This window comes from Porcincola sp. LCP21S3_C12, assembly GCF_052118625.1.
GTDB lineage: Bacteria > Bacillota > Clostridia > Lachnospirales > Lachnospiraceae > Porcincola.
Genome location: NZ_JBQKGW010000009.1, coordinates 25,620 through 46,305, shown reverse-complemented (window position 1 = coordinate 46,305; position 20,686 = coordinate 25,620). Strand labels below are relative to the sequence as shown.

Below are 20,686 nucleotides of genomic sequence, written 5' to 3'. Positions count from 1 at the left end.
CGGAAGGAACAAGAGATGGAAGTGTGGTACAGGCTGATCAGCCTTTTGATCGGATATGGATTCGGACTGTTTCAGACAGCAATCGTGATTGGAAAGATCCAGGGGTTTGACATCCGGAAGGTGGGAAGCGGGAATGCCGGCACGACCAATATGCTTCGGACAAAGGGAGCGAAGGATGCCCTGCTGACGCTGATCGGCGACTTTATGAAGGCGGTCTGTGCAGTGCTGATCGTGCAGGCTGTTTTTGCAGACAGGGCACCCCAGATGCTTGTACTTCTGAAGATGTATGCCGGTGTCGGCGCCGTACTCGGGCATGACTTCCCGTTCTATCTTCACTTCAAAGGCGGCAAGGGGGTTGCGACGACGGCGGGCGTGATTGCAGCGATTTCTCCGCTTGCGGGAATTCTGTGCATTGTGGTCTTTTTCGTTCTGTTTTTTTCAATCCATCTGGTATCTGTCTGCTCCCTGTCCGCCTACAGCTTCTTCTTTTTCCAGGTTCTGGTTCTGGGAGTCTTCGGCCGTTTCCATATGGCCGTCCCCTATGTCACCGAGGTGGATATTCTGGCAGCCGTCCTGACGGGACTCTGTTTCTGGCAGCACCGCTCCAACATCAGGAGACTGATGCGGGGGGAGGAGAAGAAGGTTTATCTTCACCGAAGCCTGAATGAAGAAGTGCAGAAGGGACGGAGATAATTTGTTGACTTCATCGCTTTAAAGCGTTAAAATTCTCCTTGAATTTCATCTCCGTGACGTCCGGTTTTGCCGGGGAGCGGGACATCCATTCATGAAGGAGGATTTTAAGTATGAATCAGAAAATTGTACGGATCCTTGCGGCTGCTTCAGTTTCTGCCATGACACTTTCGGGCCTCGCTCTTCCTGTATATGCAGGAGAGACTTACCATGTAGGCATCTGCCAGCTGGTACAGCATCCGGCGCTCGATGCAGCGACCAAGGGTTTCAGAGAGGAACTCCAGAAGGAGCTTGAAGCCGACGGAGACTCGGTCGAGTTCGATGAGCAGAATGCGGCAGGAGATTCCGCAACCTGTGCGACGATTGTGAATTCCTTTGTGACGGATGGCGTGGATCTGATCATGGCGAATGCGACTCCGGCACTTCAGGCAGCACAGGCGGCGACTGGATCCATTCCGATCCTTGGTACGAGCGTGACCGATTATGGGACGGCGCTTGATATCTCCGACTGGAAGGGAACCACGGGGACAAACATTTCCGGGACATCCGACCTGGCGCCGCTTGACAAGCAGGCAGCTCTGTTCAAGGAGCTTCTCCCAGATGCGAAGAATGTCGGCATCCTGTACTGCTCGGCAGAACCAAACTCCAAGTACCAGGCGGACACGATTACTCCGGACCTTGAGAAAGAAGGATATAAGGTTACTGCTTATACCTTTGCAGATTCGAACGATCTTCAGACTGTCGCAACGACAGCTTTCACGGAGAACGATGCAGTCTACATCCCGACGGACAATACGGCAGCATCCAATACCGGTATTATCAAGGCTGTCTCGCTTGACAAGAAGGTTCCTGCAATTTGTGGTGAGGAGGGAATCGCCGCGGGCTGCGGCATCGCGACCCTGTCCATCAGCTACGAGGAGCTCGGACAGACAACCGGTTCGATGGCATACCAGATTCTGAAGAAGGGCGCGGACATCTCCTCGATGGAGGTCCAGTTTGCACCGAACGTGACGAAAGAGTACAACGCAGAGCTCTGCGATGCCCTTGGCATCAAGGTTCCGTCGGACTATGTGGCAATCGGTTCTCAGAGCGAGACAGAGGCGGAGACCGAGGCTGCAACCGAGGCGGAGTAAAGGGACGACATGCGGGCACACCAGCCGGAATCCGGAGGGTTGACTTTCGCACGGATTTGACAGTATATTCATTAAGACGTATAGGGAAAGGCCGCAGAGAGGCGCCCCGCGTGCGGGCAGCTGCTGCGGCTTTTTCAAAGCCGGCAGGGGCTTTCCGGGAAGAAAGACCAGGGCGGCATGGACTGAGCTTTTCAGCCCGACACGATTCAGGACGCAGGAGGATAGAAACCCATGAGTTTACTCGCATTGAGCCCGCTCCGGCTGTTTGCCGCTATGCCGGGCAACATCGCACAGGGAATTATCTGGGGAATCATGGCGGTGGGTGTCTACATGACATTCCGGCTGCTGAATTTCGCGGATCTGACTGTTGACGGTTCCTTTACAACAGGAGGCGCGACGGCAGTTATGCTGATCACAGGCGGCGTCCCTGCCTGGGCAGCGCTTCTTCTGGCGTTTCTGGTGGGCATGGTCACGGGGCTTGCAACAGGGCTGCTCCACACAAAGCTTGGTATCCCGGAGATCCTCGCCGGCATTCTGACGCAGATCGCTCTGTATTCGGTCAACCTGAGGATTATGGGCGGAAAGGCAAACCAGGTCGTGTCGGTTGACAAATATCATCTGGTTGTCACAATGCGGAAGATCCCGATGGCGATTCTGTCAGGCGGTATCATCTGTTTTGCCATCATCTGCATCATGTACTGGTTCTTCGGGACAGAGATCGGGTCGGGTATCCGCGCAACGGGCTGCAATCCGAACATGGCGAAGGCTCAGGGGATCAATGTCGGTTCCATGAAGGTGCTGACGCTGGCACTCTCGAATGGGCTCGTCGCGCTGGCCGGAGGTCTGCTGGCGCAGTACCAGGGCTTCGCGGACATCAACATGGGACGGGGCTCCATCGTCGTCGGGCTGGCAGCAGTGATCATCGGTGAGACGCTGGGAGAAGCCATTTTCGGAAGAAGGCTGAATTTCATGGGACACCTGCTCTTTGTGGCCATCGGCGGCGTGATCTACTACATCGTCATCGGCTTCGTACTCTGGCTGAAGATGCCGGCGAACGATCTGAAGCTGTTTACAGCCATCGTTGTTGCGATCTTCCTGGCTGTGCCGTATCTGCAGGCAAAATCAAGAAATTCATTCGCGAAAGCGGCAAAGAAGGGGGCTGAGTGAGATGGCGAACGCACCGCTGATGCTGGAACTGAACCATATCCGGAAAACATTCAACAAGGGAACCATCAACGAAAAGCCTGCCCTTCTGGGCGTGACGCTCAAGCTGAATCCCGGAGATTTCTGCACGGTTATCGGTGGAAACGGCGCCGGCAAGAGTACCTGCCTGAACGCAATTGCCGGTGTCTGGCCGGTGGATGGCGGGTCAATCATCGTGGACGGGGAGAATATCACCGGGCTGCCGGAATATAAAAGAGCAGAATTCCTCGGACGTGTCTTCCAGGACCCGATGAATGGAACAGCGGCTACGATGCAGATCGATGAGAACCTGGCGCTTGCCGCACGGCGCGGAAACAGAAGAGGACTTGGCTGGGGGATCACGAAACAGGAACATGAGATCTACCATGAACAGCTGAAGACACTCGAGCTGGGGCTCGAGGACCGTATGACGCAGAAGGTTGGCCTTCTCTCCGGCGGACAGAGACAGGCGCTGACACTGCTGATGGCGACCCTGAAGAAGCCGAAGCTGCTGCTGCTCGATGAGCATACGGCGGCACTTGACCCAAAGACAGCCGAGAAGGTTCTGCACCTGACAGCCGAGGTGGTGAAGCGGGACAGTCTGACAGCCCTGATGGTGACGCATAATATGCGCGACGCAATCCGGATGGGGAACCGTCTGATCATGATGAATGAGGGACGGATTGTCTATGAAGTCTCGGGTGAGGAGAAAAAGCATCTGCAGGTTTCAGACCTGCTCGAAAAATTCAGCGATGTCTCACACGGGCAGTTTGCGAATGATCGCATGATGCTGGCGTAAATAGCATTTTCGGTGAGATGAAGGAAACCTGCCTGGCAGAAAGAGTGGGCAGCCCATACAGCCGGAATGACAGACCTGTCTGTGATTCCGGCTGTTTTGATGAAAGGACAGAAAAATACGATGGCTTCCTTTATGAAATTCAGTGACCTGATGAAGAAGCGCCAGACGCTCTCCTTCGAAGTCTATCCGCCGAAGACGGAGAAGGGGATGAACAATCTCCCGGGGATGATCCGGCGGCTGGGGGAGCTTCAGCCGGATTACATTTCCTGCACCTACGGAGCCGGTGGAAGCAATGTCGGAAAGAACAGGGAGGTTCTCCGTGAGGTGGAGAAGGTGGCAGTACCGGTCACCCATCTGACCTGCATCGGGCAGACGAAGGAGAGTGTGAGAAGACAGCTCCAGGCCTATCTCGATCAGGGGGTCACGCATATCCTTGCACTCAGAGGAGATATTCCGTATGGTCAGAGCGGAACAGGCGGAGAGTTCAGTCATGCAACAGATCTGGTCGCCTTTATCCGGAAAGAGTTCGGGACGGCCTTTGAAATAGCGGTCGCAGGAACGCCCGGCGGTCATGTGGAGTGCTCAAGCCTTGAGGCTGATATCATGCATCTTCGTCAGAAGCAGGATCTGGGGGCGGATTACATCATCACGCAGCTTTGCTTTGACATGGATGTGTTTCGGCGCTGGCATGAGGCGATCCGGAAGGCAGGAATCGCCATTCCGGTTGATGCAGGGATCATGCCGGTCATTTCAAAGAAATCGGTGATCAATCAGTGCTTCAGCCATAATGCCTGTCCGGTCCCGCGTGATCTGGCGCTTGTTTTGACGCACAACTGGTTTGATACAGATCCGGAGGGAAATGAAATTCCGGATGTCAAAAAAGCGTTTCGTGAGGAGGGGATTGCCTATACAGTCCGGCTCCTGGAACAGTATATTGCGGAGGGGATCGATGGGATCCACCTCTACACGATGGACAAAAGTGAGGATGTGAGAGAAGTCCTTCAGCGGGCCGGTCTTCGGTAAACGGATGTCTGTCAGGGCAAAGCTGCGGAATCAGGGGGAGAAAAGATGGTGAGAGAGCGTGAGGAACAGATGCAGCAGATGACGCTTGCGGATTTTGCGCGGGAGCTTTCGGGAAATGCACCTGTCCCTGGCGGCGGAGGGGCGGCGGCGCTCTGCGGCGCGCTTGCAGCCGCGCTCAGCAGCATGGTTGCTTCGCTGACGGTTGGAAAGAAAAAGTATGAAGCGGTCCAGGCGGACATGAATGCGCTGATCCGGGATGCCGGCCGGCTGCGTGAAGAATTTCTGGGCCTCATCGATGAAGACGCAGAGGCATTTGCGCCGCTTGCTGCAGCGTACCGTCTTCCACGCGGGACAGAGGAGGAGAAGGCTGCCCGCAGGGAGGAGATGGAGCGGGCGCTCAGGCGCGCAGCAGAATCACCGCTCCGTATCATGGAGAAGACACGGGAAGCGCTGGCGCTTGTGAGGGAGGCTGCCAGGAAGGGCTCCGTGATCGCCGTATCGGATGCCGGCTGCGCGGCTGCCATTCTCGAGGCGGCTGCCCGCTGTGCTGCCCTGAATGTCACGGTCAACACCAGACTGATGGAGGATCAGAAGACAGCCGGACAGCTGGAACGACGGGCACAGGAAATCCTTGCTGAATGCCAGGATGAGACTGAGCGCATCTTTCTGTCTGTCAGCAGCTTCCTGCAGCGGAATCAGTGAACAGGGAAAGTCTGAATCAGGCAGGACGAATGGTATGCACAGAACGTACAGAACGGAGGACAACGGCGTATGGCGCAGCTGATGCTCGGAAAGGACGTGAACGAATCTCTTGCAGACAGGATCAGAGAGAAAGTTCAAGAGGCAGAGAAGAAAGGAATCATCCCCGGTCTTCTGATCATACGGGTTGGAGAGAAGGAGAGCGATCTGTCCTATGAGAAGGGGGCTGTCAAAAGGTGCCGTTCATTCGGAATCAATGTGAGGACGGCCGTTTTTCCTGAGCATGTGGGCGAGGAGGAGCTTCTGGCTGTGATTCAAGATGCCAATGAAGACCCGGCTGTCCACGGCGTTCTTCTTTTCCGCCCGCTTCCGGGTCACCTCAACGCATCTCGGATTGAAAATGCGCTCTCTCCGTCAAAGGATATCGACGGCATGACAGATTTATCGCTCAGCGGTGTCTTCCAGGGAAAAAAACTCGGGTATCCGCCCTGCACGGCGCAGGCGGTGATGGAGATTCTCGACCACTACCAAATTGATCCGAAGGGAAAAAGAGCGGTGGTTGTCGGAAGGTCCTCTGTAATCGGAAAGCCTGTCGCAATGATGCTGCTGCAGCGGCATGCAACCGTAACGATCGCACATACGCGGACAGCCGATCTGCCTTCTGTTGCAGGGGAGGCGGATATCCTGGTCGCTGCCGCCGGTCACGCGGGGGTTGTCAGAGGAACGTCTTTGCGCGAAGGGCAGGTTGTCATCGATGTAGGGATCAATGTCGGTCCGGACGGGAGACTGTGTGGCGATGTTGCCTTCGAGGAGGCAGAGCCGGTCGTAGCGATGATTACGCCGGTGCCGCGCGGAGTCGGAGCGGTCACGACATCGGTGCTGGCGCTTCACGTGGCAGAGGCGGCACTGAAGAAGTGATGCGGAAAACAGCAGCTGTGGCGTGGGAAAGATTCACATTGAAAATCATAAAGGAAAAGAAGGAGTTGGAAAAGTCATGAAGCTTGGACTGGTGCTGGAAGGCGGCGGCATGAAATGCGCGTATACAGCTGCAATTCTGGATCGTATGATGGATGACCAGGTGAAGCCGGACTATGTGATCGGCGTATCCGCGGGGTGCGCGTGCGGCGCTTCCTTTCTGGCGGGACAGCGGGACAGAAACAGAAGATTTTTCGTCGACCATGTACAGGATCCGGAATACCTTGGCCTTCAGGCATGGAAAAGCAGCGGGTCCGTTTTCAATTTAAGGCGCATTTATCAGGACTATACGGCAGAGGGAGGCATTGATCCGCTTGACTACGACGCGATGGTCAGAAATCCTGCCGAATGGTGGGCGGTTGCGACCGATGTTGAAACTGGAAAGCCGCATTATTTCACAAAGGAGGATGTCTCCTCGACCGACTATTCAGCCATCATGGCCAGCTGCTCCATTCCGGTCGTCTGCAGGCCGATTGAGGTGCACGGCAGAAAATACTGTGACGGCGGATGCAGCAACTCCCTGCCGGTTCAGCACGCGCTGGAAGCGGGCTGCGACAAGGTCATTGTCATCCTGTGCAGACCGAAGGATTCCGTCAGGGAACCCGAAAAAATGAGGTTTGCCTATCGGACATTGCTTCGGAACTACCCGAACCTGATCCATTCGATCGAGATGCGGCATATCCGCTACAACCGCCAGCTCAGAGCAACACGAAGGCTGGAGGAGGAGGGGCATGCATTCATCTTTGCGCCGCATGAGCCGATTCATGTCTCGACTTACACAAAGGATCCCGGCGTGCTGCAGGGAATTTACGACACCGGCCTCCGGGAGTATGAGGAGGACAGGGCAAGGTTTGAAACATTTCTGAAAAACTGCTGACCGCAGAAAATGTTTGAATCCGAAGAATTGTTCCAAAAATATAACAAATACCGCGGGCAAGACGGAATTATTTCCGGGGAATGCTTGAAAGCCACAGTTTCTTCGACTATAATAAGAGCGTTGAGATATTACGACAAATTATCAGGTTCAGGAGGACAGATTCAATGTCATATGTAGACGAAGTCTATGACCGTGTCGTAGCACAGAACCCGGCACAGCCGGAGTTTCATCAGGCCGTGAAGGAGGTTCTGAGTACTCTTCGCCCGGTGATCGAGGAGAACGAGCAGGAGTACAGAAAAGAAGCGCTCTTGGAGAGACTGACAACGCCGGAGCGTGTCATCATGTTCCGCGTTCCATGGGTAGACGACAAGGGACAGGTTCAGGTTAACAACGGGTACCGCGTCCAGTTCAACAGCGCCATCGGGCCGTACAAGGGAGGACTTCGTTTTCATCCGTCTGTCACGCTTGGAACGCTGAAGTTTCTCGGTTTTGAGCAGACCTTCAAGAATTCGCTGACAGGGCTTCCGATCGGAGGCGGCAAGGGCGGCGCCGATTTTGACCCGAAGGGAAAGTCCGACAGGGAGGTCATGGCATTCTGCCAGAGCTTTATGGATGAGCTGTATCGTCATATCGGCGCGGACACAGACGTCCCGGCAGGGGATATCGGTGTAGGCGGACGGGAGATCGGGTATCTGTACGGAGAGTACAAGAGGCTGACCGGCCGCTATGAGGGCGTCCTGACCGGAAAAGGACTTTCTTACGGCGGTTCCCTTGCAAGAACGCAGGCGACAGGCTATGGTCTGATCTACTTCCTGGAGGCGATGCTGAAGGAGAATGGAAGAGATATCAAGGGACAGACCATTGCGGTTTCCGGCGCAGGGAACGTCGCGATCTACGCGATCGAGAAGGCTCAGCAGCTTGGTGCGAAGGTTGTCACCTGCTCTGATTCAACCGGATGGATTTATGATCCGGACGGAATCGATGTCGCAACCCTCAAGGAGGTCAAGGAGGTGCATCGTGCACGTCTGACTGAGTACAAGGAGAAGAGACCGAATGCCGAGTATCATACAGGAAAGGGCGTCTGGAGCGTCAAGTGCGACATCGCCTGCCCGTGCGCAACCCAGAACGAACTGAACCTGGATGATGCGAAGATGCTGGTTGAAAACGGCTGCTACTGTGTCGCGGAGGGCGCAAACATGCCGACGACACTGGAGGCAACTCAGTACATCCAGTCCAAGGGACTCCTGTTCTCACCTGGAAAGGCGTCCAACGCCGGCGGGGTCGCAACCTCCGCGCTTGAGATGAGCCAGAATTCCGAGAGACTGTCCTGGACCTTTGAGGAGGTTGATGAGAAGCTTCATCGTATCATGAACAATATCTTTGCGAATGTCTCAGATACAGCAAAGAGATATGGCAGAGAGCGCGACTATGTGACCGGCGCAAACATTGCCGGCTTTGTCAAGGTTGCTGACGCAATGAATGCACAGGGTATTGTCTGAAAGAGGCTCTGATCCGGTCTCTGTACAGAACATGTATCTGTATGGAGACTGATCCTGGTGGAAAATAAGAGGAGGGGACGCCGGTCCGGCGGAAAGTGCCGGACTGGTGTCCCCTCCTTTTTAAATTCACTGGATCATCAGTCAGTCAAAGCGCGTGAGGTTGTAGCGCTCGATGAGACTGCAGAGCTTGGCAACATAGCCAGGGTCTGTGGCATAGCCGCCAGCCTTGATGATGGAAGCGGCTTTTTTATAATCTTTCTCACCTGCAAGACCTGCATACCGCAGGATCCCCTTCGACTTCTGTGCACCTGTCAGGTAGGCAGAGTGATCAGCGACGCTCTGTGCCCAGTTTTCATATTTCCGGAAGTCCGCATAGACAGAGATGTAGGAATTGTTCATATATTCCAGCGTCTGTTTCTTGTAGGTTGCGCCGTTCCATGCAGAAGGCCAGTTGTTTCCCGAGAGGGCTGCTTTCATCCCGAACAGGTTGCCTGCGTAGATCGCCAGGACCGACGTGCCGGAAGCACTCTCAAGGATGGCCTGTGCGGTTGTGACAGAAGCCAGGACCCCGCTCTGCTGCATGTCTGCATGTGCAAGGGTGCCGATGGTCTCGATGAAGACTTCGTTTGAGACAACACTGGCGACCGGTGCCGTACTGGAAGAAGCGGTATTCGTATTATTGGTAATAAGCGAGCCCTCTGCGTCGAAGCGGTAATATTTCTTCTTGATTTTAACCTTCTTGTTTTTGTAGGCGGCCCCGACTGTGCCGATCTTGCCCGTGGGACGGAAGTAGTATTTTTTGCCATCGACGGTTTTCCAGCCAGTCACGAGCCTTCCGCGGTATTTGACAGCTCCGGTCTCGGAGAAGTAGAAGAGCTTCCTGCCAATCGTTGTCAGACCAGAGGCCTTCGTCCCGTCCGGATGATAATAGTAGCGGTATCTGCCCACGGTGATCCAGCCCGTTTTCTGACGTCCGACCACGCCCTTCTTTCCGGTTGTGTTGAAATAATAATAGACACCATCCACCTTCCGGAAACCGGTTCGAAGTATGCCGTATGTTTTGCCGACTGTACCGGTTTTTTTGGCAAAGTAGCGGCGGGATTTGACAGTAAACCATCCCGTGCTGAGTGTTCCGCCTTTATCGAAGTGATACCAGTATCGGCCGATTTTCCTGAACCCGGCAGCCTTCTTTCCGGACGGCAGAATATAGGAGACAGCTTCTCCCTCACGGGTCCAGCCTGCGCCGCTTCTTTCTGCTGAGCGTGAAGTACGGAGCGTGTTTTTTGAGTTTGCCGCGTATGCCGGCTTCGGACTGGCAGTCAATAGACACATGAGACATGCGCATGCCATCAGAATCATCACGGCGGCGCGCATCGCATGGAACCGGCGGGTAATATTACGCTGTTTCATCATGAAAATCCCCTCTTGACAGCTTCCGGGAAGCCTTTCATCACTGATTCAGACGGCTGTCCGGCATCAGTATCATGGAAATAAACAAAATCGATCAATATATCTCCGTATATCTTACAGTAAGATGAATCAATTGTAAAGAAAGTATGAATGATTGTGAAAAGCTGTAACATTTTAACGGGAACTCTCTTGCAAACAAACCACGTACATCGTAGAATAAGGACACTTCAATTCTAAAGTTGAATCAATTCTATCTTCCGATCCGAATATCTGAAATCCAGAAAACAAGAAAACCCGAAAACCAGTTCCAGTTCACCATGGATTCATCTGCGTATGGATTCTTCTGTCTTTTTTCCCGGGAAAGCGCTTAATCTTCCATGATCCGACTCCGAGATTTCGATTCTGTATACAGCAGCCGGGCCTTGCGCCAGGCTGATGGTTTCACACGATCATGTTACAGCCAGGGAGGTACTCTAATGAAACAGCGTATCCATCGAAGAAATGTCCCGTATCAGCATGCTGCTGTGATACTGCCGGTGATCATCGGTATGGTCTTCCTCCTTCTGATTTTGGGGAGGCGGGCAGACGCCGGGGCGTTTGCCACTGAATCGGGGGAGACTGTGAATCTGGAAGCTGCCCGGGAAGTTGTGTTTGTCCTGGACGTCAGTGGTTCTATGTTCTCGACAGACCCGGGAAACCAGATGAAAAAGGCAGTCGAGGACAGCATCCGAAAACTCTCAGAGCTGGAAGGAAAGGCCGCTGTCATTCCGTTTTCGGATCAAATCGGCACGGAATACCCACTGTCCAAGGTGGAAGGCGGTCAGGCGGACGGTGCATGTTCCTTCATACAGGCGTTATCCTACACACGGGGGGATACCGATATCGGGAGTGCTTTGAGGAGGGCCGTATCCATTCTGCAGGAAGATGCCTCAGGCCAGGACAGACGGGTGATTCTCGTGACGGACGGAATGATTGATCTGCCGCATGAGCAGGACGAGGAGGCCGCGGAGAAGGCTTCCTTGACAATGGCTTTGACGGCGGCAGAGCAGGCCAGGGACATGAGGATCCGGTTCGATACCATCGGCCTTGGAACCAGTGGAGCAATCGATGAGAATCTGCTGGGGTATCTGGCGGAACGGACGGGCGGGAGCTTTATCCGGGCTGAGGATATATCATACCTGAGCGGAATTCTGCTGACATTGAGTACACAGGCAAGAGAAACCCTGCCTTCGCCGGAGCTGGAAACAGAGACCGAAACAGAGTTTGAAACGGAGTCTGCAGCTCTTCTGATGACAGAGATGGAGCTTCAGTATACTGAGAAGCCTGAGCAGACAGATGGGATGGAAACAGAGACGGAAGGAGCACCGGCGATGATCGGAAATATTTCAGGCCCCGTCAGACTTGGCGGACTGATTCCGCAGCTTTGCCGGGCATCCGTCGATCTTGGGGCATTGTTCAGCCTGAGAGCAGAGGACAGCCGGGACAAGGTACCGGCAACCGTCACGGCTCAGGTGATGGAAGGCCGGTCCGTCCGTGTGCAGGTGAATGGAACACAGTTGATCATCAGCGGGCTGGAAAATGGAACATCGATCATCCGCGTTGTGGCAGCGCGCAGAGGAAAGTCGTCAGAAGTCGAAATTGCCGCAGATGTGCAGGCGCTGATTGGAAGCATGCAGACCGTCTGGATGATCGCAGCGATGATCGGACTGCTGATCGCTGCAGCCGTGATTCTTCTGTTCCAGACACAGACACGCTGCCTGTCCGGATATCTTCGCTATTATGTTGTGATGGAACAGCAGAAGATATTTGGAGTACCGGCAATGAACCAGGTGTGTCTTCAGGAATACAGAAAAGGCGTAAAGCTCTCGGAGATCGTGAAGGACACATATCTGGAGGGAACCGAACTGGCGAAGGTGAAGATATATGCTAGAAAGGGCGGCGCTGTGCTTGCATCAAAGACGAAGTCCTGTATTATCCAGGATGAACATGGGCATCCGGTGGAAAAGCTGCCGCTTGAAACGACATGCAGGTTCCGCATCTTCTGTGCGGCGAATGGCGGGACCGCGATCATCACAGCTCTCTACACGTCTGGCCCGGAGCCCGCAGAAGACGAGCCCCGGCAGGAGGAACGGACAAGGCTTCTGGTGTAATCGCCTCAGCCTTCGATTGACAGGAGATCATTATAGGCACAGCGGATTGTGTGGTACAATGCGAGGCCGTTTTTCTGACCGCATTTGCGGACGATGAGGGTGTAAAACTGCTGTTTATTTCTGGCCTTCATCAGAACATCACGGATGATGGAGAGCTGTTTTTCATCAGGAGAGAAGCTGCACTTTTTGCTCAGAACGTCGGTGATTCTGGAGAAAGGATAGCGGGATGAACCTGTCTGCGATGGAACCTCCTCCTGAGGGGAACTCCCCGCCTGAACCGAATGCTCCTCATGCGCCGTTGACGGCACCTTCTCTGCGCGCCCAGTCTTCACAGACGCCTGTACCTGAACGGGACGCTCTGCGCGTGGAGCGGACTTTTTTTCTGGGTGTTCAGCATTGGCCGCAGTTTCAGCCTGCCTGAAAGGAACCGGAATCGTCTGCACATTCTCGGGCAGCGTTTCATGCTCCTGCTCCTGATGCGGCTGTGAATCAGGCTGAAAGCTGTCGTGCATCTGCGAGGACGGCTGCTCGGCTTTGGGGCTGCTCTGTGCAGAGGAGAGCCTTCGATCAGCGGAGCTGTCTGCGGAAGGCTCAGAATCGGCTGCTGTTTCTTCCGGCCGTTCTTCCTGTCCCTTCTGGGCGCGGGAAGCAGATGACTTTCTTGAACGCCTCTTTCTTCTCGAATGGCGGGAAGAAACCTCGATGGAGGAAGCTGGCTGGCCGGATCCGTCCGGGATGTTTTCAGAGGGAGCAGACTGACCACAGTCGGTGAAGGCAATCTCTTCCGGAAGGATGGCGAACGAGACGGTCTCGGCAGGCGAACATCCATCTGCCGGATCTTCCGGTGCTCCGGAATCTCCGGCGGATTCTGCTGCAGGTACGGCATCGGATGACGGCTGAGTTGTGGGAGCGGATCTGATCTCGGGGACATCCTGCAGGGAACTGCCCTGCGCGGGGGTCTGCCTGACGAGGGAGGACTCGATATCCTTGAAGCGGCGCACATTCGGGGCGCCGCACTCCTGCGCGGTGCGGATACAGCAGTCATATCCGCTGTCCTTGCTGATGATATAGTAGTGGTTTTCGTTCTGGTAGCCAAGGAAAAGCAGCGTAATTAACTGGAAATCCAGCGCGTTCGGCGTTCCCACATGTACAGGAAGAAAATGGATCTCCGCCCTGGACTTCATCAGCTCAGAGAGAACATCGATCTTGACATTGTCGGCCTTTTTGCTGTAGAGGATGTAGATCTTGCTGTCAGCTCCGAGAAGCTGTGCGCCCTTGAGTCCGAAGCTGTTTACGTTTTCATAATCAATGTAGTAAATATTCATATGTATGTAAAACCTGTTTCATAATATTGCCAGTCTCTGTTTGCAACATCCTTTACTATAATGTGTTTGCAGGGAAGTGTCCAGAAAAACCAAATATGTGTTACACTATCCAGCGGCTGAAACAGGAACTGAAATCTAAAGAAATGGACAAAAATATGCTGAATCAATATTCAAGAACACAGCTTCTGATTGGAAAAGATGCGATGGACAGACTGGAGAAGGCTACGGTTGCGGTCTTTGGAATCGGCGGCGTCGGAGGCTATGTCTGCGAGGCGCTTGTCCGCACAGGGGTAAAACACTTTGTACTGATTGATGACGACCGGGTATGCCTGACAAACTTGAACAGGCAGATTCATGCATTGAGAAGCACGGTTGGCAAATACAAGGCAGAAGTCATGCGGGACCGGATGCTGGATATCGAGCCGAAAGCGGACATCCGGATTGTCAAGAGCTTCTATCTGCCGGAAAACGCAGATCAGCTGGACTTTCACGAGTTCGACTATGCAGCGGACTGTGTAGATACGGTGACAGCGAAAATTGAAATCATCATGAGAGCGAAGAGAGAGGGGATCCCGGTCATCAGCTGTATGGGAGCCGGGAACCATCTGGATCCGACTTCGTTCCGGATTGCTGACATCTACAAGACAGAGATGTGCCCGCTTGCGAAGGTGATGCGCCATGAGCTGAAAAAGAGAGGTGTCAGGAAACTGAAGGTTGTCTACTCCACTGAAAAGCCGGTCAGACCGCTTGAGGATATGAGCATCAGCTGCCGTACTCACTGTATCTGTCCGCCGGGAACTGTGCACAAGTGCACGGACAGAAGGGACATCCCCGGATCAATTGCATTCGGACCATCCGTTGCCGGGCTGTTCATGGCTTCCGAGATCGTAAAGGATCTTTGCAGGGAAGAGCTGAAGGAGGCTGACAAAGAACGGGAGTTGTATAAAGAGCAGGATCGCCGGATCCGCGAGATCGCAAACGCGGAAAGGAAGCAGCTGCAATAACTTTGACTTTGAATATCGCATGATGCCGAAAAAGCTGCTGCACAGACCAGAATATGTCTCTGCAGCAGCTTTTTGTATAGGGCATCATGGAAAGCGATGCATCAGGCCATGGAAGTCACAGGAGCCTTGTATGTTTGATATCATCAATGGTTCTGGTCCCGGCGAGCTGCATCGTGATGGACAGTTCAGTTCCATGTTCAGATGTTCAAAACCGGATCTGACACCCTCGGCCCCGCCCAGATTCAGGCCGTATATAACCGGGCGGCCGATTGCGACCAGATCGGCGCCGCTCGCAAGCGCCTTAAAAACATGCTGTCCACGTCGGACGCCGCTGTCAAAGATGACCGGAACACGGTGATCAACAGCGGAAGCAATGGAGAGGAGAACTTCTATGGAAGCAGGTCCGCCATCAAGCTGTCTGCCGCCATGGTTGGAGACCCAGATGCGCGAAGAATTGACATTGCACAGGGTACGCTGTCAAAACAGCTTCGATATCTTAAAAAAGAAGGAATGATCAGCAGAACAGTGTATACAGAGAGCGTGCTCCGGGTAGAATATGAACTTACGCCCATCGGCAGGCGGTTCAAACGCGTACTGGATGCGATTGAAGAGTGGGGAAGCGAATACATTGATGATCTGAGGCAGACCCAGCAATAATCGCAGACTGGCTGTCAAGGCATGAAAAAAGCGGCCAACGGGAATCGGACCCGCCTCCTCAGCTTGGGAAGCTGATGTTCTACCAATGAACTATGGCCGCAAGTAAAAAGTATTTTCTGAATCAACTGACTTCCCAATCATACCACAGGAAGGAATGGCTGTAAACCACAATTTTACCAGATGGCGAATTTTCAACCGGCCTTTTTACCAATTTTTACCTCAAAGTGAGGACCATAAGGGAAGACTGCAGGAAGACAGTCTTTTTTTATACTGAAAACGCGCGTTTAAACGGTACGACACTTTCGATAATTTCGTAAGCAGGCGAAAAATAGCCGCAATTAATGCACAAAATTAATGAATGTTAATTAGTAAACATGATGAAAATGGTGATATTGTAAAATAATGACTGCAAATCACTTGATAACAGGGAACAATTGTGATATGTTTTACACGAAAACGATTAAGTAAACACAATCATTCGTGAACTTCTAACAGCTTACCTAGTTAACTTATTCAACAAGGAGGGAATCTGATGAAAAAAAGAGCGTTGAGTGTTGTTTTGTCGGCAGCTATGGTTGCGGCAATGGGAGTGCCGGCATATGCGGAATCGACGGAGGCGTCGACAGAGGGCGCAGGAAGCGGCGTCGTGGAAGTGGCGAAGAACGACCTGGCGTACAAGGGAAACCTAGACATCATGCATTTCTCAACCTCTGAAGAGTCACAGGCGAATGGCGGATCGGATGGATTCCGCACGACCCTGGCAGCGTGGGAGGATGCCCATCCGGATATCAGCGTTGAGGAGAATGTTCTGGCGAATGCAGAGTATAAGACACAGGTTGCAACGCTTGCCGCAGCCGGTGACCTTCCGGATGTCTTCCTTCTCCAGGGAATGAATACCAAGCAGTGGGCAGCTCAGGGGCAGGTCATGGATCTGACCGATATCATCAAGTCTTCTCCATATTATAAGGATTATAAACAGGATTATTTCACACCGTTCAAGGATGGCGACAAGATCTACGGCTTCCCGGTGCTGACCGGAGGAACGTGCACGGTTGTCATTTATGACAAGGCGATGTGGAAGGAAGCAGGCTTCGATTCATTCCCGGAGACATGGGATGACGTCGAGAAAGCTTCCGATTACTTCAATGGCAAGGGTGTGACGACAATTGCATTCGGCAATGGCGGACAATGGCAGGCAAACTCCGATTTCCTGAGCACGCTTGGCGATCGTTATACCGGAAAGGAATGGTTCCAGAGTCTGATTGATGGAAGCGGAGCGAAATTCACGGATGAAAAATTTGTTGCTGCGCTCACGGAGATGAAGCATCTGTTCACGGAGACCAAGATTTTTAACGAGGATTTCAATTCTGTGACGAATGAGGATGCGCGTGAATATTATATCAGCGGCGATGCTGCAGCCTTCATTGGCGGAAACTGGGATGAGTCTTACATCGCCACGACGCTTCTGGACTCGGACAAGGATAAGTATGACAATATCGGTTTTGCAGTCCTTCCGCAGCCGGCAGATGCGACAGAGGATCCGAAGTCCCAGAACATCGGTCTTGGATATGCAGTCGCGATCAACCCGAAGGTTGCGGATGACAAGGATAAGCTCGCGGCATGCATCGACCTTGCACAGGAGCTGACCGGACCGGCCTTTGCTTCTTATGTAGCATCCAAGTATGCACTTGGCGGATTGACCCAGGTTGCAGATGTTGACCTTTCTGCGTTCGACCAGGTTACCCAGGACTTCTACAATTACAGCTATGTCGACACGACACCGTGCGAGATCTATGATTCCTACATCAACAGTGCGGTCTGGGGCGTCTGCAATCAGGAGCTTCAGTCCATGCTGAATGGTGAGATGGAGCCGCAGCAGGTTGCCGAGGATGTCCAGAAGGCATATGAGGAGAATTATCTCTCTTCGTCACAGACTGAGACGGAAGCTTCCTGACCGGTTGATGCCGCTTGAACGTCCGCAGGAAACGAGTTGAGACTGAGGGCCGTTCCGCCCGCCAAAGCGGGTGGAACGGCTGTTTCCATATATGGGGGAAAGATCATGCTGACGACCATCAAACCAAGGCGCAGGACAGTTTTGCTGTACCTGATTGTCCCGGTAGCGCTCTTTGTCTTTACGGTATTTGTGCCGCTTGTCACAGCGCTTGTGTACAGCTTCTTTGAATGGAAGGGCGGTCCGTCCAAACACTTTACCGGACTGGCCAATTATCAGCAGCTGTTCCGGGACAGTGTATTCTGGCAGGCATTCGGCCACAATATCTATCTGGTTGTCGCCTGTATCATCGGGCAGATCGGAATCGCTTTCATTCTGGTCATGTTCGTCAATTCCAGGATGGCAAGACTGAAGGGAATCCACAGGACATTCGGCTTCTTTCCGAGCACGATCTCAGCAGTCTGCATCGGGCTGATCTGGAGCATGGTCTATCATTACAAATTCGGCCTGATCAACTGGTTCCTCAGAATCATCGGGCGCCCGGATCTGCAGCAGGTGTGGCTGAACGATTCCAAACATGTCATGCTGTACGTCACGATCCCGCTGATCTGGCAGTATATCGGATACTACATGGTCATCATCCTGTCAGCGATCGCTTCGATCAACACAGACGTCCTCGAGAGTGCAGAGATTGATGGGGCAAACGGATTCCAGAAGTCTGTTTACATCGTCCTGCCGCTCATCCGCAACACCATGCTGGTGTGCGTCACACTCTGTATCGCAGGAAATATGAAGGCTTTCGATAACATCTATGTGATGACAGCCGGTGGGCCAGGCACATCTTCCATGGTTATGGCGATGTGGGGGTATAAGGTGTCCTTTCAGCAGTCCAACATGGGATACGGAAGCTGTATATCTGTCGCAATCTTTGTTCTGTCCCTGCTTGTAATTGGCGGGTCACAGTGGGCGATCAAACGGGCAACGAGGAATATGGGGGATTGAGACTATGACAGAATCCGGAATAAAAGAAAAGTCAGCTGTCACGCCAGGAAAACGGATGCGGCATGGGATCTCTGCCGTTCTGATTAATCTGGTTCTGATCGTATTCTCGGCGTCCTGCATCTTCCCGATCATCTGGATGCTCTACTCCTCTCTGAAGGAAAAAAGGGTGTTTAACGCAGATATCATCGGTCTTCCGAAACACCCCACGCTGATCAATTACATCAGGATCCTGACAAACAAAGACTATCATCTTGCTGAATCAATGTGGAACAGCGTTCGGACGACAGGTATTTCGATTGTGGCGATTGTGCTGTTCAGCTTCATCGTCGGGTATATTCTGGCGCGTGTACGCTTTAAAATGAATCGGGCGCTCTATGTGATGTTCCTGATGGGCATGCTGATCCCGATTCACTCGCTGCTGGTGCCGATCTATGTCGTGTTCCGCCGCTGCGGGATGTCCAATCAGTGGTATACATTGCTGTTTCCGTACATCGCGTTCGGACTTCCGATGGGCATCTTTCTTGTAGAGGGCTTTGTCCGGACCATTCCGGTGGCACTGGAGGAAGCGGCAGCGATCGATGGAAGCTCATTCTCCTATACGCTGTGGCATATCATCTTTCCGATCTGCAAACCAATCCTGACAACGGTCGCGATCATCCAGATCTTCGGCTGCTGGAACGAATTCTCATTTGCACTGGTATTGATCAAGGATGTATCCCTGCAGACCGTGCCGCTGGCGCTGACACAGTTCAAGGGACAGTTCGCATCCGACTATCCGAAGCAGATGGCAGCAATGCTCATCACGATGGCACCGGTTGTCATCCTCTATTTTGCCTTCAGCAGGGAAATCATCAAGGGCATGGTTGCCGGGGCTGTCAAGGGATAACCGGACCGCCTGTGACAGTTGTCTGCCGCAGGCAGAACACCTGAAAACCTGAGGCAGAGGCCATTATCTCAGGTGCGGCATCGTGATGGTTGCAAGGCCGAGCAGGAAGAAGAAACCAAGGCAGTCGGTCACAGTTGTTACAAAGACAGATGATGCGATGGCAGGGTCGACATGAACTTTTTCGAGGATGATCGGAATGAGATATCCTGCCAGCGCAGCTGCGAGCATGTTCAGAATCATCGCCAGACCTGAAATCAGACCAAACCAGGGGTTGAAATCGTAGAACAGGGCGATGACGGAAACCAGAGCGCCGATCACGAGACCATTGATCAGACCGGTCACAATCTCCTTGGCGAGGATTCGAAGGCCATTTTCCTTATCGATCTCATTCAGCGACAGGGCACGGACGACAATGGTCAGCGACTGGGTCCCGGCGTTGCCGCCCATGCCGGATATGATCGTCATGACGGCGGAGAGAGCGACAATCTGGGAGATGGTTCCGTTGAATTTTGCGATGACGCTGGAGGCCAGGATCGCGGTGGCAAGATTGACGACAAGCCAGGGAAGTCTGGAGCGGACAGCGTCCTTCACGGAGCCGTCGATCTTTTCCTCCTTGTCGATTCCGCCCATCCGGTGGATATCCTCGGTCGCTTCTTCGTTGATGACATCGATGACGTCATCAACGGTGACGATACCGACCATCTTTCCATTCTCATCGACGACCGGCAGGGCAGCGTAGCCGTACTTGGTGAAGAGACGAGCCACAGCCTCCTGGTCAAGGTCGGTCCGGACGGAAATCACGTTGTCGTTCATGATGTCTGAGATCAGGGTGTCGAAGGGCGCCATCACGAGGTCGCGCAGAGAGACAACACCCATCAGCTTATAGGTGACCTTGTCCACAACGTACAGGTACCAGGATGTCTCGGCGTTGACCTCCGTCTTGAGGTAGTTCAGCGCGCGCATCACGGTATTCGACGCATAGATGGCGATGAACTGCGTGGTCATGATACCACCGGCAGTTTCCTCGTCGTATTTCAGAAGCTTCGTGACATCGGTCTTTGTCCGTCCGCGAAGGAGAGACTTGACGACAGCATCCTTGTTGTCATCCTCCAGTTCCCGGATCAGGTCGGCAATCTCATCGACGGACATCCGGTTCAGGACGGAGCCGATCCGGCCCGGATCAATGACCTTCAGGATTTCGTACTTGTCATCATCGTCCGCCTCGTCGATGACATCCGCCAGATAGTCATCCGGGAGTACGAGCAGATACCGGTAATCCTCGTTGCCGATATCCTGGACAGCCTGCAGGACATCGGCAGGGTGGGTTTCATCTACGAGCTTCTGAATATTATCCGGTTTGCCGCTTGTCAGCAGTCTGAAAATCTCATTGTAATCTGCAGCCACGTCGCCGTCCTCCCGCATCT

19 protein-coding genes and 1 tRNA gene are annotated in these 20,686 nt (G+C 53.4%); 15 read left to right on the top strand and 5 right to left on the bottom strand.

The annotated features are described in order from the left end of the window. The first annotated feature begins 15 nt into the window (after positions 1-15). The 9 genes from plsY to gdhA all read left to right on the top strand — a co-directional run bounded on the left by plsY (position 16) and on the right by gdhA (position 8,877). Positions 16-693: a glycerol-3-phosphate 1-O-acyltransferase PlsY gene (gene plsY, locus ACTQ1N_RS06570; protein WP_441955781.1), complete on the top strand. Its 678-nt coding sequence runs from the start codon at positions 16-18 to the stop codon at positions 691-693. A 110-nt stretch (positions 694-803) separates the two neighbouring features. Next, on the top strand, positions 804-1,823 hold the full coding sequence (locus ACTQ1N_RS06565; protein WP_441955779.1) for an ABC transporter substrate-binding protein: 1,020 nt from the start codon (positions 804-806) through the stop codon (positions 1,821-1,823). 231 nt (positions 1,824-2,054) lie between these two features. Beyond that, the gene (locus ACTQ1N_RS06560) at positions 2,055-2,990 is read left to right on the top strand and encodes an ABC transporter permease (protein ID WP_441955777.1); all 936 of its coding nucleotides are present in this window, start codon (positions 2,055-2,057) and stop codon (positions 2,988-2,990) included. Positions 2,991-3,009: 19 nt separating this feature from the next. Then, positions 3,010-3,804, top strand: coding sequence for an ABC transporter ATP-binding protein (locus ACTQ1N_RS06555; RefSeq protein ID WP_441955873.1), 795 nt, complete (start codon positions 3,010-3,012; stop codon positions 3,802-3,804). Positions 3,805-3,903: 99 nt separating this feature from the next. Next, entirely contained in the window at positions 3,904-4,827 is a 924-nt protein-coding gene (locus tag ACTQ1N_RS06550; protein ID WP_441955775.1) for a methylenetetrahydrofolate reductase, read from the top strand. Positions 4,828-4,872: 45 nt separating this feature from the next. Beyond that, positions 4,873-5,529, top strand: coding sequence for a cyclodeaminase/cyclohydrolase family protein (locus ACTQ1N_RS06545; protein WP_441955773.1), 657 nt, complete (start codon positions 4,873-4,875; stop codon positions 5,527-5,529). 69 nt (positions 5,530-5,598) lie between these two features. Continuing rightward, complete coding sequence (locus ACTQ1N_RS06540; protein WP_441955771.1) at positions 5,599-6,444, top strand: bifunctional 5,10-methylenetetrahydrofolate dehydrogenase/5,10-methenyltetrahydrofolate cyclohydrolase; 846 nt, start codon at positions 5,599-5,601, stop codon at positions 6,442-6,444. 76 nt (positions 6,445-6,520) lie between these two features. After that, positions 6,521-7,378, top strand: coding sequence for a patatin-like phospholipase family protein (locus tag ACTQ1N_RS06535; protein WP_441955769.1), 858 nt, complete (start codon positions 6,521-6,523; stop codon positions 7,376-7,378). Positions 7,379-7,542: 164 nt separating this feature from the next. Then, positions 7,543-8,877: an NADP-specific glutamate dehydrogenase gene (gdhA, locus tag ACTQ1N_RS06530; RefSeq protein ID WP_441955767.1), complete on the top strand. Its 1,335-nt coding sequence runs from the start codon at positions 7,543-7,545 to the stop codon at positions 8,875-8,877. Positions 8,878-9,018: 141 nt separating this feature from the next. Here the strand turns inward: gdhA and ACTQ1N_RS06525 are convergent, their stop codons facing one another. Further along, entirely contained in the window at positions 9,019-10,290 is a 1,272-nt protein-coding gene (locus ACTQ1N_RS06525) for a glucosaminidase domain-containing protein (protein ID WP_441955766.1), read from the bottom strand. A 473-nt stretch (positions 10,291-10,763) separates the two neighbouring features. Between ACTQ1N_RS06525 and ACTQ1N_RS06520 the strand changes: the two genes are divergently transcribed. Continuing rightward, the gene (locus tag ACTQ1N_RS06520) at positions 10,764-12,437 is read left to right on the top strand and encodes a vWA domain-containing protein (RefSeq protein ID WP_441955764.1); all 1,674 of its coding nucleotides are present in this window, start codon (positions 10,764-10,766) and stop codon (positions 12,435-12,437) included. 5 nt (positions 12,438-12,442) lie between these two features. On the opposite strand, the gene ACTQ1N_RS06515 is transcribed toward ACTQ1N_RS06520, so the two are convergent. Continuing rightward, complete coding sequence (locus ACTQ1N_RS06515; RefSeq protein WP_441955762.1) at positions 12,443-13,762, bottom strand: PIN domain-containing protein; 1,320 nt, start codon at positions 13,760-13,762, stop codon at positions 12,443-12,445. A gap of 155 nt (positions 13,763-13,917) precedes the next feature. On the opposite strand from ACTQ1N_RS06515, the gene ACTQ1N_RS06510 reads away from it, so the two are divergent. Beyond that, positions 13,918-14,766, top strand: coding sequence for a tRNA threonylcarbamoyladenosine dehydratase (locus tag ACTQ1N_RS06510; protein WP_441955871.1), 849 nt, complete (start codon positions 13,918-13,920; stop codon positions 14,764-14,766). 84 nt (positions 14,767-14,850) lie between these two features. Here the strand turns inward: ACTQ1N_RS06510 and ACTQ1N_RS06505 are convergent, their stop codons facing one another. Further along, positions 14,851-15,210, bottom strand: a complete 360-nt coding sequence (locus ACTQ1N_RS06505) for an alpha-hydroxy-acid oxidizing protein (RefSeq protein WP_441955869.1) — start codon at positions 15,208-15,210, stop codon at positions 14,851-14,853. Here ACTQ1N_RS06505 and ACTQ1N_RS06500 point away from each other — a divergent pair. Then, complete coding sequence (locus ACTQ1N_RS06500) at positions 15,193-15,423, top strand: winged helix-turn-helix transcriptional regulator (protein WP_441955867.1); 231 nt, start codon at positions 15,193-15,195, stop codon at positions 15,421-15,423. The genes ACTQ1N_RS06505 and ACTQ1N_RS06500 overlap by 18 nt on opposite strands. Positions 15,424-15,452: 29 nt before the next feature. On the opposite strand, the gene ACTQ1N_RS06495 is transcribed toward ACTQ1N_RS06500, so the two are convergent. Beyond that, a tRNA-Gly gene (locus ACTQ1N_RS06495) sits at positions 15,453-15,523 on the bottom strand. Positions 15,524-15,955: 432 nt separating this feature from the next. On the opposite strand from ACTQ1N_RS06495, the gene ACTQ1N_RS06490 reads away from it, so the two are divergent. From ACTQ1N_RS06490 to ACTQ1N_RS06480, 3 genes are all read left to right on the top strand, one after another. Then, complete coding sequence (locus ACTQ1N_RS06490) at positions 15,956-17,377, top strand: ABC transporter substrate-binding protein (protein WP_441955760.1); 1,422 nt, start codon at positions 15,956-15,958, stop codon at positions 17,375-17,377. Positions 17,378-17,482: 105 nt separating this feature from the next. Continuing rightward, positions 17,483-18,376, top strand: a complete 894-nt coding sequence (locus ACTQ1N_RS06485; protein WP_441955758.1) for a carbohydrate ABC transporter permease — start codon at positions 17,483-17,485, stop codon at positions 18,374-18,376. Between the two features lie 4 nt (positions 18,377-18,380). Then, entirely contained in the window at positions 18,381-19,262 is an 882-nt protein-coding gene (locus ACTQ1N_RS06480; protein ID WP_441955756.1) for a carbohydrate ABC transporter permease, read from the top strand. 63 nt (positions 19,263-19,325) lie between these two features. On the opposite strand, the gene mgtE is transcribed toward ACTQ1N_RS06480, so the two are convergent. Then, a complete protein-coding gene (mgtE, locus tag ACTQ1N_RS06475; protein WP_441955754.1) occupies positions 19,326-20,666 on the bottom strand; it encodes a magnesium transporter in 1,341 nt (446 codons plus the stop codon). Positions 20,667-20,686: the final 20 nt, after the last annotated feature.